Below are 12,884 nucleotides of genomic sequence, written 5' to 3'. Positions count from 1 at the left end.
AGCAAGCCGCTGCGTTGCGTTTCAGGGGCATGGGAGCGTTCGCTTAACGAGTTTCATTGGCGCGAGGCGGCTTGTTGGCGGCCGGCGCTTTTTTCCGGTACTCGGACGGAGTCAACCCGCTCCATTTCCGGAACTGGTTGCTGAAGTAAGCCGGTTCCGTATACCCGACCCGGTTGGAGATCTCCTGCACCCGCAGCTCCGTCTGCTGAAGCAGCTTGGCGGCCGTCTCCATCCGCTTTTCCGTCACGTAGTCGATAAACGTCCGGCCCGTTCTCTGCTTGAACAGTTGGCTGAAGTAGCTGGGATTCAGGCAGACGTGCTTGGCCGTTTCCTGCAGCGTTAATTCGTCCCCGCCGAGATGGTCCCGGATATAGCGGATCGCCCGGTCGATCGGCGAGTTGTCCTGGGCGGACTCCTCGGCCTGCCGCTCCGCCGCCCGCTTCTCCTCCCTTCGGCGGGCCCACCGAACCAGCACGTCCCGCAAGTCGGCGACATCGACCGGCTTGAGCAAATAGTCGAAGACGCCGAACCGGAGCGCCTGACGGGCGTATTCGAAATCGTCGTGTCCGGACACAATCGCCAGATCCGGGCGCTCGGGCAGCTCGGAGATCGCTTCCGCAAGCTGAAGGCCGTTCATGACGGGCATCTTGATGTCGATCAAGGCCAAGTCGGCGCGATGTTCGCGGAGCCAGTCGAGCGCCTCGATGCCGTTTGCGCACATGCCGGCAACCGTCAGGGGCAATCCCGTCCGTTCGAGCGTCGTCTTCAGCGCCTGGCGCACCCACTTCTCGTCGTCCACGATCAAGATTTTCCAACTTTCGGTTTCAGTCGTTTGGGCCATGATCCCGAACCTCCTCTCTTGCCGCTTCGTCCAGCGGCAGCCGGATTCGCACGGTAACGCCTTTCCCCTCTCCCGACTCCACCTCCAGTCCGTACGCTTCGCCGAATACGTGCTGGATGCGCCGGTGCACGTTGATCAGGCCGATATGCGCATCGCGTTCCATCGGGTTCGCTTCGGCCAGCCAGGACTGCAGTTGGGCCAAGCGGTCGGGCGGGATGCCGGGCCCGTCGTCGCACACGACGACAGTCATCGACGTCGCCGTCTCGCGCTCCGCGTATACGCAGATGCGGACCGGCCGCAGCGAGTTTTCCACGCCGTGAATGACGGCGTTCTCGATGATGGGCTGCAGCGCGAATTTTACGATCCGCTGCCGCTTGGCCCATTCCGGAATCTCGATCCGGTAATCGAACAGATCGCCGAAGCGGTGCTTCTGGATACGCAGATACCATTCGCTGATCTCCAGCTCTTTCTGGAGCGTGACCGCGGATTCGTTGCTCAGGCTGTACCGCATCAGCTTGGCGAGCGCCGCCGACATGTCGGCGATGTCTTCCCGTTCGCCGCCGAGCGCCATGCCGCGGATCGTCTCCAGCGAATTAAACAGGAAATGCGGATTGATCTGGGATTGCAGCGCCTTGAGCTCCGTTTCCTTCTGCCGGAGCGAGCTTTCCGCTTCCCGGATTCTGGACCCGTACACCTCGTTGACGAGCTCCCCCAGCCGCGCGGTCATATGGTTGAAGGCCAGCGACAAATACCCGAGCTCGTCCCGGGCGGCGACCGGCACGCGGACGTCGAAATTGCCGTTCTCCACATGCTTCAGCATATGCTTCAGCCGGTAGACGGGGCGGGTGATGCTGCGGGCGAACCAGACGCCGACGATGTAGACAAAAGCCAGAAACAGCAGGCCGGCCAACACGATCGTCCTCGCGATGTAGTTGTTGCCGGCCATCAGGTCGGCGTAAGGCCGGGCGGCGGCAAGCGTCCAGCCGAAGCTTCCGGATCTTCGGAACGCGAGGAAATCGTCTTCGGCGGCCTGCCTGTCCAGCTCGCGCGTGCGGAACGAACCCGAGCCGGCCCGCGTCATCTCGTCCAGCCCGACTCCTTCGTACGGCCGGCCGATCTTGTCAGCATCGGGATGATAGACGTAGTTGCCGCTGTCGTCGAGAATCATCAGGTATCCGCTCTGCCCGACACGGACCATCTCGGCCGCTTCCTTCAAGCGCTTGTAGTTCACGTCGATCATCAGCAGACCTGCGGGCTCCAGCGTCATCGGACTGACCAGCCGTCTGGCCAAGGTGATCACCGGTTCCTTGTCCCTGTTCTCGTGCAGGCGGACGAGCCGGGTAACGACCTTGGTGTCCCCGTTGGCGGACAACGTCTTGTACCAGTGCTCCTGCAGCACGTTCTCCGCAGGCTCGCGGGCGCCGCCCGCCGTCGAATCGACGATCATGACGCCGTCAAGCATGATCGTGACGCCCGCGATGTCCGAACGGGAATAGCTGGCGTTCTGCAGCACCTGGAGTACCGCGCGGCGGCCAGGGTTTTGCTCGGCCTCTTCCAATGAACGCGCTCGCATGAAGGTGCGGATATCGGGGTCGTTCAAGATCCGGATCATCGTAATCTCCAAGTCGCGGAAATAATCCTCTACGTAAGCCTGCACCTGCTCCATGATTTCCTGGCTGTACTGATTGGCCTCCTGGCGCAGCACTTCGGAAGATTTGCGGTAGGAGACGAGTCCTAACGAGATCATCGGGATCACGACAAGAAGGGCCGAATACACGAGCAGGCGTATGGAGAGCGGAGCGTCCCTGAGCAGCAGCGTTCTCGCCCAATCGTGCAACCGTCGATTCCTCAACCCGCCACCTCCTTGTGCGAAAAATACGGCTTCGGCCTCCGCTGCGAGAGAGGAGGCCGCAGTCGGCCGCGGTCCGGAAAAGCCGGGATTCCGGTCCCCGCGGTACAAAAGCAGCCTCCCGCAGGGAGGCTGCCATCCTAGTCGTTATTCCCTTACTGCTTGTATTTCTCGATCGATTCCAGCACTTCTTTGTACTCGTTCCGGTATTTGTCAATGACCGGCTTGACGGCGGCCTGCCACGGCTTCGGATCCGTCACTTCCGTGATCGTCACGCCGGCGGCTTTGACGGCTTCTTCGGATTTTTTCTCGTACTTCGCCCATTCTTCCTTCTGGGTCGCGACGGAATCGAGTGCCGCTTGCTTGATAATATCCTTGTCGGCTTGAGACAGCTTATCCCAGACCGTTTTGCTGATCAGCAACACTTCCGGCACGCGCTGATGCTGGTCGAGGATGAGGTTTTTGGCCACGTCGTAGTGTTTGGACGAATAGTAGCTCGGATAGTTGTTTTCCGCTCCGTCGATGACGCCGGTCTGCAGGGAGCTGTACACTTCGCCGTAAGCCATCGGCGTCGGGCTGGCGCCGAGCGCGGTGATCAGGTCCATATTGATTTTGTTTTGCTGGACGCGGATTTTCAGTCCCTTCAGGTCTTCCACTTTCTTGATCGGCTTCGTCGCATAGAAGTGACGTGCGCCGGAGCTGTAGTAAGCGAGACCTTTCATGCGGGAGCTCTCCAGGCTGTCGAGCAGCTTCGTACCCTCATTGCTGTCAAGGAATCTCCACAGATGATCGTCGTTGTCGAAGATGTAGGGCAAGCTGAATACGCCGAATTGGTTGTTGAACGCGGCCAGCGCGCCGGTGCTGACGCGGGTGAATTCGATTGCGCCCAGTTGCACTTGCTCAATGACGGATTTCTCCTCGCCCAGTTGGGCCGAAGGGAAGACGTCGATCTGGATGCGGCCGTTGGTGCGTTCTTTGACGAGCTCGGCGAATTTCTTGTCTCCCAGCGTCGTCGGGTAGTCGCCCGGATGCGTCTCGGCGAGCCGGAACGTATATTTCGGACCGGAGTCGCCGCCTGCCGCGCCTCCGTTGTCGGGCGCTTTGTCCGCGCCGCCGCCGCAAGCGGCCAAGATCGTGCCGAGCAAGGCGACCGCGCCGATCGTGCCAATTCCTTTTTTCATGAAACGCATGAAGATGCACACTCCTCTATATTATAATGGATTGATTGATATGCGAAACAATCGGAATCGTATAAGAGCCGCATTTAGCCGACAGGTCTCAGCCGAACAGGTCTCAGCCGAACAGGTTCGGCAGCCACATGACGATACCCGGCGTGTAGGTCAGCAGGAACAGCACACCGACCATGACCAGGAAGAACGGAAGCAACGCCCGCGTGGCTTTCTCGATCGAGACTTGACCGATGGCGCTGCCGACGAACAGAACCGTGCCGACAGGCGGAGTCAGCAGCCCGATCCCCAGGTTCAGGATGAGAATAACGCCGAAGTGAACGGGGTCCATGCCCATCTGCGTGACGACCGGGTACAAGATCGGCGTCATAATCAGAATAAGCGGCGCCATATCCATCGGAGCGCCGAGGATCAGCAGCAAAATATTGATCAGGATCAGGATCACGTACGGATTGTCGGAGATGGACAGAAACAGATCCGTGACCAAACCCGGGATTTTCAGATACGCCAGCAGCCAGCCGAAGGCGTCGGACGCCGCAATCAGGAACATCACCATGGCGACCGTGCGGAACGTCTTCTTCAGGATGACGCCCATGTGGGACAGCTTGATGTCCCGGTAGATGAAGAAGGTGACGATAAAAGCGTACAAGCAGGCAAGCGCGCCGGATTCGGTGGCGGTGAACCAGCCGGAGAAGATGCCGCCCAGGATGATAAAGGCCGTCAGCAAGGAGACGAACCCGTCCAGCAGCACCTTCGGAATCCGCTCGCGCGGAATCGGTTCGCTGCGGCCGTAGCCGCGCTTGCGGGCGATGATGTAGCTCGTGATCATCAGAGCCCCCAGCAGAATCAGGCAAGGCACGATCCCCGCCAGGAACAGGGAGGAGATCGACACGCCGCCGGCGGCCAGCGCGTACAGGATCATGTTGTGGCTGGGCGGCATGACGACGCCCTGGATCGCGGCCGAAGACGTGACGGCGACCGAATAGTCGGCGTCGTAGCCTTTCTTTTTCATCATCGGGATCATCACCGAACCGACCGAAGAGACGTCGGCGGCTGCGGAACCCGAGATGTTGCCGAACAGCATGCAGGCCACGCAGTTCACGAGCGCCAGTCCGCCGCGAATGCGGCCGACCAGCAACTGCGCCAGGTTGACGAGCCTGAGCGCGAGACCGCCTTCGCTCATGATCTGCCCCGCGAGAATAAAGAACGGAATCGCCAGCAGCGAATAGGAACTTACCCCTTGAATCATCCGCTGGCCGACGACAGCCATCGGAATATCCAGATACAACACGGTCAAAATCGTCGACCCTGCGATCGTGAGAGAGATCGGAAATCTCAGCAGCAGCATCGCGACGAAGCTGACGACGAGAACGACGACGCCCATCGTGAGGTTCATTCGGCCACCTCCATCATGCCCTTATGCCGTCTGGTCTCCATGCCGAAAAACTGAATCGCGGCATAGAAGCAGGTCAATACGCCCGTGATCGGCATGACGACATAGGTCAGGCTGTTCGGAAGTCCCGTCGCCGGAAGAATGCTTTCGTGCATGATTTTCGTAAAATCCCAGCCGTAGACGATCAGGTAGACGCCGAACAGGAAAGTAACCGCATGGATCACTTTGTCCAGAATCCGATTGACGGCCGGCGGGAATTTGTTCGTCAGCGCGTCCATCGCCATATGCAACTGTTCGCGGAACCCGATCGCGATGCCCAGAAAAGAGAACCATACGAGCAATAATATGGTGACCTCTTCGGACCAGAAAAATACGAAATTAAACAGTTTGCGCGTGAACACCTGAAGCGTGACGATTATAGTCATGGACGCCAGTGCAGTCAACACGAACCGTTCGATCCAGGTGTCGATGAGCAGCGCCGCTTTTTTAACGAATGATGTCACAGCCAGGGCCTCCTTTCCGAAATGTAACCGATTTCAAAGCGGGTTGCATGATTGATTGTACGCGCTTTCTTCGGCTCTAACCATTAGACAGACTTTAGGTTTTCTTGCTGATTTTTTAGGTTTTCTTTAAGAAAGGATAGCCATTTCGTCCGGACTTGATGCGAGGATCGCATGGCGCAAAAAAAACGCCCGGTCCAAACGACCGGACGTCCTTGCGGCGGGTCAAGCCCGCTCCAGCGGTTCGATGTGCACATGCGTTTCCAGTACCCGATACTTGCGCTTGAGCCGATTTTCGACCGTCTCCGCGATCCGGTGGCTCTCCACGACGTTCAGCTCGGGATCGACGAAGATGGTGAGGTCGAGGCAGACGTGGCTTCCGTGCGCCCGGGCGCGCATCTCCTTCACGCCGAGCACGCCTATTGTGTTCGCGGCCGTCGCGCGGTAGGCCGACAGCTTCTTTTCGTCATAGCCGTCCGTCAGCGACAACGTGGACGAATAGAAGATGTTCCACGCCGTATACAAAATGACGAGGCCGACGGCCGCGGCGGTCAGCGGGTCGAGCCAAGGCAAACCGAACTGCGCTCCTCCGATGCCGATAAGCGCTCCGGTGCTGACGAGCGCGTCGGACCGGTTGTCGGCAGCGGCGGCAGCCAGCGCTTCGCTCTCGGCCCGGGCCGCCAACCGGCTGTTATAGAAGGAGACGCCGAACATAATTGCGGCCGATAGCGCCGCGACGGCGGCGGCCATCGGGTCCGGAGGGGCGATGTCTTCCTGTCCGAACATCCTCCGTCCGGCTTCGATCAGCACCTGAAACCCGACGGCCGCCATCAGGAAGGACGCCACGAGGGACGCCACCGTCTCCGCCCGGCGATGGCCGTAGGGATGGTTATGGTCGGGCGGCTTGCGCGACAGCCGCAGCCCGATCAAAATGGCGACCGTCACCCCGATATCGCTGGCGTTATTCAAACCGTCGGCAATCAGCGCGGCCGACCCCGTCGCCCAGCCGGCGGCCAGCTTAAAGGCCGACAGAGACAGATAGGCGGCCAGTCCGAGCCACGCCCCGCGCTCTCCGGTTTCGTTGTTTTCATTGATCTGCACGCGGTCTCATCCTCTCGCTCCTTGAAACTTAACCCATTGTAGCAAACGGCGATCGTGTGGGTCTACGGCAACAGTGTTGGCCCGGTGCGCGCTTTTTAGTGGCAAGCCATCATTATAAATCGCGTCCATAAAATTGAGCCTGAGGCACAAAATCTTCGTCCGGGCACAATTGATTGGCGCAGCCAATAAAGTGGCGTGCCGGCAAAAAAATCTTCCTGTTCGTATTCAGGATGATCCGGCCGCGCCGAAAGCATGCCGGCGGCCGTCTTCGGATTCGGGCACGGCTGCACGGAGCGGCGGCAGACGCTGATATCCGTTTGCCGCAGCCGGATGGACATGCTACACTCGAACCAAAATAAGGGCGGAGGCGAGAACCATGACGGAAAAGCTGTTTACGGTGGAGCAGGCGAACGCGCTGCTGCCCGAGCTGATGCGTGAATTGGAGGCGCTCCAGGAGACGAAGCGGCGGTTCGAACGCGAATACCGTCGGCTGAGAGAATTGAAGGAGTTAAGCGGGAACGGTTCGGCGGTCCGTTCCGACGACCCGTTCTTCGAATTGGAGGCGAACCTGGAGTTTATGCAGTTGGAGGCGCGCACGCAGATCCAGTCGATCCAGATGAAGGGTGTGCAGTTGAAGGACATCGATATCGGCCTGATCGACTTTCCCGCGAGGATCCGCGGGAAGGACGTGCTGCTGTGCTGGCGGCAAGGGGAGCCGAAAATTATGTACTATCACGGGCTGTTCGACGGCTACGCCGGGAGAAGGCCGCTGCCCGAAGAGGCGGAATAGGGCCGCCCGCGCCTGGCCGCGCATTTATAAACGAATCCGGACCCGCCGTCAGATAGCCCGATCGGGTCATTGGCGGAGCGGGCTGAATGTTTTACACTGGGATAGGCAATTCGATTTCGGATTGCGGAAGAAGGAGAGAACGCAACATGTCGGTTGTTCAACGGCTGGTCCAATACGTTCGCCGTCCGGCGGCGTTCGGCCGGATCGCGGCGCTGCTGCTGCTTGGGCTGCTGGTCTCGGCGGCGCTGGGGGACGCCCGGACCGCTCTGGCGCACGCTTCTCTCGAGCAGGCGTCGCCGGAAGCCGGCGCCCGACTGGAGACGTCGCCGAAGCAGATCGCGCTGCGGTTCAACGAACGGCTGGAAGACGAGCTGTATGCGATCCGGATCTATGACAAGGCGGGGGACGTCGTCCGCGACAAGCCGGTCGAGATGGGCGAAGATCGGCGCACGATCGCCCTGCGCTTGAACGAGCCGCTGCCGGAAGGCGGATATACCGTGTCGTACCGGGTAATCTCGGCCGACGGCCATCCCGTGTCGGGCAGCTATGTCTTTACGGTCGGGGCTTCCGCCGAGCGTCCGGATGTGGGCGCGATCGTGGAGGAGAATCTTCACCATGGACATTCCCTGGAGGGAGATCAGACTCCGGCCGACTTCCTGAAGCATATCTCGCGTTTCCTTTACTACGTCTCGCTGCTGCTGCTGGCTGGCTGGCTTATGTGGGGCTGGCATTGGCGGCGGTCGTCGGAGAGCGCGCGGCTTGCGTTCGCGGAGGGGCTGAAGCAGTGGCAGCGGTTGCTGCTGGCGTCCCTGCTGCTGTACGTGACCGCGCACGCCGGAGATTTGCTCGGGGACGCTCCCGCGGACGAAGCGCTCCGCCTGTTCACCGGCACGGCCATCGGACGGTCGTGGCTGTTCTCTCTGGCATTGTCCTTCGCGGGATTCCTCGTGCTGGGCCGGTCCCGTTGGGCGGATGCCGCCTGGGCGGGCATGCTGCTCGGCACCAAAAGCGTGGGGGGCCATGCCAACGTATTCGAGCCGCGTTGGTTGACTCTGCTGTCCGATTATGCGCATCTCGCCTGTGCGTCGTTATGGGTGTCCGGACTCCTTTATCTGGTCGTCCGGTGGCGCCGCAACCGGGACGAAGCCAAACGGTTCTGGCCGGTTTTCTCCCGGACGGCTTTCTTCTCGATCGTGCTGCTGGCGGTTACGGGCAGTTCCATGGCGCTGCTGTACACGAACGATCTCACGCTTCTGCCGATTACGCCGTGGGGCATCCTGCTGCTCGTCAAGCTCGGTCTTGTGCTGTGCGTGGCGGCGATCGCCTGGATGGCCCGCAGGACGCTGCGCCGGGGGCCGGACCGGGGAGCCGCCTTCTGGGTCCGCCTGGACGCCGGTTTCATGGCGCTTATCGTCGGCGTAACGGCATTGATGACGTATGTCAGCCCGGTTCCGGCGAACGAGCCGGTGAATTGGCACGAAATGGGCGAAACTGTTCACATGACGGCCAAAATCGAACCGGCCGTGCCGGGCCGCGACAACACGTTTACGCTGGACGTGTGGCTGCCCAAAGGAAGCGGCAGCCCGAAGCTGGCCGAGATGTATCTCGTCAGCAAAGACCGCGAGGAGCTGGCCCCCATTCCCGTGCCGCTCGAACCGGCGGTGTCCGCCGGCGAGGACGAACATTTCGTATCGCCGGATTTCGACCGCACGACCTATCGGGCGACCGGCATGTATTTGCCGTTCGCGGGCTTGTGGGAGCTGGAAGTGCGGGTGCGCGACCATAACGACGACGAGCGCGTCTACCGCAAGGAATTCCGGTCGTATTAAGAAGGGGGAAGGGTGCGGGCTTATGCCGTCCGCGCGTTTCCTGCCGGGGACAACCAGTCCGTATCGGATTAAGAAAAAGATGGAGAGTGGATGTTCGGTGAAAAAAGCATTTGCTTTGTTGTTGGCGCTGGTTCTGGTTTTCGCGCTGCCTGCGGCGGCGTTCGCCCACGTCACGGTTCAGCCTGCCGAGGTTACGGCGGGAAGCTATCAGGTCTTTACGGTGCGCGTTCCGTCGGAGAAGGAATCGGCGACCGTCAAAGTCGAAGTGAAAATTCCGGAGGGCGTGACGATCAGCCGCTTCGAGCCGAAGCCGGACTGGAAATACGAGCTGCAGAAGGATTCCAGCGGCAAAATCGTCAGCGTCGTTTGGACGGCGACCGGCCAGGGACTCGGCGCTACGGAGTTCGGGGAGTTCCGCATGAACGGCAAGGTGGACGCCGAGGCCAAGGAGCTGGTGTGGAAAGCGTACCAGACGTACCAGGACGGCAGCGTCGTCGAGTGGGTCGGAGCGGACGGCTCCAAGACGCCGGCTTCCGTCACGACCGTCAAACCGGCGCCCGCCGGAGCCGGGACGGACAGCCACGGCCATGTGAACGAATCGTCCGGTGACGCTCACGGTCATGAGGATAGCGGGAACGACACCCTGCCGCTGACCCTCTCCATCGCCGCGCTGGCGCTGTCGGCCGTATCGCTGCTGATGGCGCTCCGCCGCAAAAAATAAGGCAAGCAACCGAACGCCCGAACGGCTTGGCGCCGTTGCGGGTGTTTTGTTGTTTGGAAGACCGGCCGGGGGCGGGTTAATCGTCGAGGCGTCAATCCTCCAGCCACTCCGCGCATATTTTTCCAAAAAGCCGGGGGCGCCGGCAGGAATCCGCACCGGACGGATCGAAGTTATCCTTTAACGAAAACTTGAAGACGGATGACGGCGGATGGACGGACAGAAGGCGGCGGGACGGCCGAGTTGAATCCGGTCGAATATCGGCGCTTTCAGTTGAAAACGATTACAATTTTCGACATTACGGTATATCCGGTTTGCCCGAACAGGCGGAAGATGAAGCCGCGAAAGGATGAGAGAGGATGACGAACCGACAGGATGTATGGTCAAGCTTGGCGCAGCGGGGTTTGATCAAAGCCGTGCAGGAGCTGTTCGACGAGACGCGCCGAACCGGCAGTCTGGACGGCGACGCCGTACGGCTTATCCATGGGCAGCTATCCGATGTGTTCGGCGGCGGCGATCTAATCAGCATGCTGCTCGCCGATGCGCCTTCCGAATCTTATTGGGCGGCGCAGGCGTTGAAGACGGCCGCCGTGTCCGGACGGCTGGCCCGAGCGCTGAGATACCCGGAAGCCGAGTGCCTGAGGGTCGGAATGGCCGGGCTCGTTCACGACATGGGCATGGCGCTGGTCGATTCGTCCGTCGTTGATCGCCCCGGTCCGCTGGAGCCGGCGGAGCGAGCCCGGATGCAAGAGCATTGCCTGACGGGGTATCGGCTTGTCCGCGCCGCGCTGAAGGACGAGCGGATCGCGCTTGTGGCGCTTCAGCATCACGAACGGCTGGCCGGGACCGGCTATCCGAACGGCTTCCGCGAGGGCCAGATTCATCCGTACGCCAAAATCGTCGCAATCGCCGACGTCTGCTGCGCTATGACGGCCGACCGGCCGCACCGCGCGAAGCGCAATCCGCTTGCGGCGCTGATCGAATTGCTGCGGATGAGCCAGCAGGAGCTCGATCCGTATATGGTTAAAGTGTTCGTGAGATCGATCGTGCCGGACTTCTACGGCAAGACGATCGTCCTGAGCGACGGCAGCCGCGGCACCATCGCCGCCGTCGTCGAAGGCGCGCAATTCCGCCCGCTCGTGCGCGTCGGAGACCGCGACGTGGATCTGTCCCGGTCCCCGGAGCTGCAGATCGTCCACCTGACCGCTTGAATTCGGCAACGCCGCCGTCCGGCTATCCGCCCTTGCAAACGCTGCCGTTTTATGCTATAAATAACGTCGATCAAGGTTATCCTGAATGGAATATCGCGACATGCGACGATGGAGAAGAGTACGCAGTACCGCCTGACAGGGAGGGACAGCCGGAGATTGAGAGCCGTCCCCGGGAATTAGGGCTGCCGAAGTTCGCTCCGGAGCAGTGCCTTGAACGCGCCGAAGCGCCAGTAGAGGCAACCGGCCCGATGCCGTTATCGAGGAAGAGTGAGGCAGTTTCATGTCCGTCACCCGGCGCATGAGCTGTCGAACATAAGGGTGGTACCACGGCACGTTCGTCCCTTTGGGCGGGCGTGCTTTCTGCGTTTTAAGACATTGGTGCAACAGGAGGGCGATCTGTCGTGAAGGACAAATTGCTGGCGCTGAAGGAAGAGGCGCTCGCCGAGCTGGCTCGCGTCGAGACGCTGCAGCAGCTTCAGGAGCTGCGGGTGAAATATTTGGGGAAAAAGGGGCCGCTTACGGAAATCCTGCGCGGCATGGGCGCGTTGTCCGCGGAAGAACGCCCGGTCATCGGGCAAATCGCCAACGACGTGCGCGGAGCGATCGAATCCGGCGTGGCCGGGCTGGAAGAACGGTTCCGCCGGGAGGAGAACGAACGCCGTCTGGCCGCCGAGACGATCGACGTCACGCTGCCGGGCAGACCGGCTCCGCAAGGCGCTGTGCATCCGCTGAACAAGATCATCGAGGAGATCGAAGACATTTTTCTGGGGATGGGTTATACGGTCGAGGAAGGTCCCGAGGTTGAAAGCGACCACTACAATTTCGAACTGCTGAACTTGCCGAAGGATCATCCGGCCCGCGATATGCAGGATACGTTCTACATCACGGAGGAGACGCTGCTCCGCACGCAGACGTCGCCGGTGCAGGCCCGGACGATGCAGCGCAGACAAGGAGACGTGCCGATCAAAATCATCTGCCCGGGCAAGGTGTACCGGCGGGACGACGATGATGCCACGCATTCGCACCAGTTCACGCAGATCGAAGGTCTGGTCGTCGACCGCGGCATCCGCATGAGCGACCTGAAGGGCACGCTGCTGCAATTCGTCCGCGAGATTTTCGGACCGCAGACGCAAATCCGGCTGCGTCCGAGCTTTTTCCCGTTTACGGAACCGAGCGCGGAGGTCGATGTCACCTGCTTCAAATGCGGCGGCCACGGCTGCCGGATCTGCAAGCACACGGGCTGGATCGAAATTCTCGGCTGCGGCATGGTGCATCCGCGCGTGCTGGAGATGTCCGGCTACGATCCGAAGGAATATACCGGCTTCGCGTTCGGCATGGGCGTCGAACGGATCGCCATGCTGAAGTACGGAATCGATGACATCCGGCATCTGTATCAGAACGACGTCCGGTTCCTGAAGCAGTTCGCCCGTTCGTGAGACGGCCCGAGAGGAGGAGACAGTAAACG

General features: G+C 60.8%; 11 protein-coding genes. 5 read left to right on the top strand and 6 right to left on the bottom strand.

Going from position 1 to position 12,884, the window contains the following annotated elements; all coding sequences use genetic code 11:
* Positions 1-43: 43 nt before the first annotated feature.
* The 6 genes from FE781_RS10055 to FE781_RS10030 all read right to left on the bottom strand — a co-directional run bounded on the left by FE781_RS10055 (position 44) and on the right by FE781_RS10030 (position 6,871).
* Positions 44-841: a response regulator transcription factor gene (locus tag FE781_RS10055; protein WP_138789491.1), complete on the bottom strand. Its 798-nt coding sequence runs from the start codon at positions 839-841 to the stop codon at positions 44-46.
* Positions 825-2,693 (bottom strand): cache domain-containing sensor histidine kinase, encoded by a 1,869-nt coding sequence (locus FE781_RS10050; protein ID WP_138789490.1) that lies wholly within the window; start codon positions 2,691-2,693, stop codon positions 825-827. Before FE781_RS10050 ends, FE781_RS10055 begins: the two co-directional genes overlap by 17 nt.
* A gap of 152 nt (positions 2,694-2,845) precedes the next feature.
* Entirely contained in the window at positions 2,846-3,880 is a 1,035-nt protein-coding gene (locus FE781_RS10045) for a TRAP transporter substrate-binding protein (RefSeq protein ID WP_138789489.1), read from the bottom strand.
* Between the two features lie 103 nt (positions 3,881-3,983).
* On the bottom strand, positions 3,984-5,273 hold the full coding sequence (locus FE781_RS10040; protein WP_211346338.1) for a TRAP transporter large permease: 1,290 nt from the start codon (positions 5,271-5,273) through the stop codon (positions 3,984-3,986).
* Positions 5,270-5,773, bottom strand: coding sequence for a TRAP transporter small permease (locus FE781_RS10035; RefSeq protein WP_246068133.1), 504 nt, complete (start codon positions 5,771-5,773; stop codon positions 5,270-5,272). Before FE781_RS10035 ends, FE781_RS10040 begins: the two co-directional genes overlap by 4 nt.
* A gap of 222 nt (positions 5,774-5,995) precedes the next feature.
* Positions 5,996-6,871 carry a cation diffusion facilitator family transporter gene (locus FE781_RS10030; protein ID WP_138789488.1) on the bottom strand — a complete coding sequence of 292 codons (876 nt, stop codon included), beginning with the start codon at positions 6,869-6,871 and terminating at the stop codon, positions 5,996-5,998.
* Positions 6,872-7,247: 376 nt separating this feature from the next.
* Here FE781_RS10030 and FE781_RS10025 point away from each other — a divergent pair, with 376 nt between their 5' ends.
* The 5 genes from FE781_RS10025 to pheS all read left to right on the top strand — a co-directional run bounded on the left by FE781_RS10025 (position 7,248) and on the right by pheS (position 12,855).
* A complete protein-coding gene (locus FE781_RS10025) occupies positions 7,248-7,661 on the top strand; it encodes a DUF2203 domain-containing protein (protein ID WP_138789487.1) in 414 nt (137 codons plus the stop codon).
* A 146-nt stretch (positions 7,662-7,807) separates the two neighbouring features.
* On the top strand, positions 7,808-9,490 hold the full coding sequence (locus FE781_RS10020) for a copper resistance CopC/CopD family protein (RefSeq protein WP_170209504.1): 1,683 nt from the start codon (positions 7,808-7,810) through the stop codon (positions 9,488-9,490).
* A gap of 97 nt (positions 9,491-9,587) precedes the next feature.
* Complete coding sequence (locus FE781_RS10015) at positions 9,588-10,211, top strand: YcnI family copper-binding membrane protein (protein WP_246068132.1); 624 nt, start codon at positions 9,588-9,590, stop codon at positions 10,209-10,211.
* A 356-nt stretch (positions 10,212-10,567) separates the two neighbouring features.
* The gene (locus FE781_RS10010; protein ID WP_138789484.1) at positions 10,568-11,419 is read left to right on the top strand and encodes an HD-GYP domain-containing protein; all 852 of its coding nucleotides are present in this window, start codon (positions 10,568-10,570) and stop codon (positions 11,417-11,419) included.
* 401 nt (positions 11,420-11,820) lie between these two features.
* A complete protein-coding gene (pheS, locus tag FE781_RS10005) occupies positions 11,821-12,855 on the top strand; it encodes a phenylalanine--tRNA ligase subunit alpha (RefSeq protein WP_138789483.1) in 1,035 nt (344 codons plus the stop codon).
* The last annotated feature ends 29 nt before the right edge of the window (positions 12,856-12,884 follow it).

It is taken from the genome of Paenibacillus thermoaerophilus (assembly GCF_005938195.1).
Taxonomy (GTDB): Bacteria; Bacillota; Bacilli; order Paenibacillales; family Reconciliibacillaceae; genus Paenibacillus_W; species Paenibacillus_W thermoaerophilus.
The sequence above is the reverse complement of the archived record's forward strand: the minus strand, read 5'-3'. Positions and strand labels throughout refer to the sequence as shown.

Coding starts and splice junctions, on each gene's coding strand:
- FE781_RS10055 (WP_138789491.1), bottom strand. CDS start 841: ATGGCCCAAACGACTGAAACCGAAAGTTGGAAAATCTTGATCGTGGAC.
- FE781_RS10040 (WP_211346338.1), bottom strand. CDS start 5,273: ATGAACCTCACGATGGGCGTCGTCGTTCTCGTCGTCAGCTTCGTCGCG.
- FE781_RS10010 (WP_138789484.1), top strand. CDS start 10,568: ATGACGAACCGACAGGATGTATGGTCAAGCTTGGCGCAGCGGGGTTTG.
- FE781_RS10045 (WP_138789489.1), bottom strand. CDS start 3,880: ATGCGTTTCATGAAAAAAGGAATTGGCACGATCGGCGCGGTCGCCTTG.
- FE781_RS10025 (WP_138789487.1), top strand. CDS start 7,248: ATGACGGAAAAGCTGTTTACGGTGGAGCAGGCGAACGCGCTGCTGCCC.
- FE781_RS10020 (WP_170209504.1), top strand. CDS start 7,808: ATGTCGGTTGTTCAACGGCTGGTCCAATACGTTCGCCGTCCGGCGGCG.